Below are 263 nucleotides of genomic sequence, written 5' to 3' on the forward strand. Positions count from 1 at the left end.
GTCAGTTCCAGCGGCGGCGTGCGATTGCAGGGGCAATCCACCGCCATTCGCGGCTTCGCCCGCCAGTCAGACGTGCGCCTTCTGCTCGATGGCGCTCCGAAGAACTTCGAGCGCTACGATCAGGGCACGGTCTTCATTGATCCGGAACTGCTCAAACGCGTGGAAATCCAAAAGGGCGCGACATCCGTTCGTTATGGCAATGGCGGCTTCGGCGGCACCGTCATCATGGAAAGCAAGACGGCCTCCGACATGCTGAAACCGGG

General features: G+C 61.2%; 1 protein-coding gene. It reads left to right on the forward strand.

All coding sequences use genetic code 11. From position 1 onward, the window contains the following. Positions 1 to 263, forward strand: a 263-nt coding sequence (locus tag SB764_RS41350; RefSeq protein ID WP_410866948.1) for a TonB-dependent receptor plug domain-containing protein, incomplete at both ends; no start/stop codon positions are given.

The sequence above is a fragment of the Paraburkholderia sp. SIMBA_027 genome (assembly GCF_046535315.1).
Lineage (GTDB): Bacteria > Pseudomonadota > Gammaproteobacteria > Burkholderiales > Burkholderiaceae > Paraburkholderia > Paraburkholderia tropica.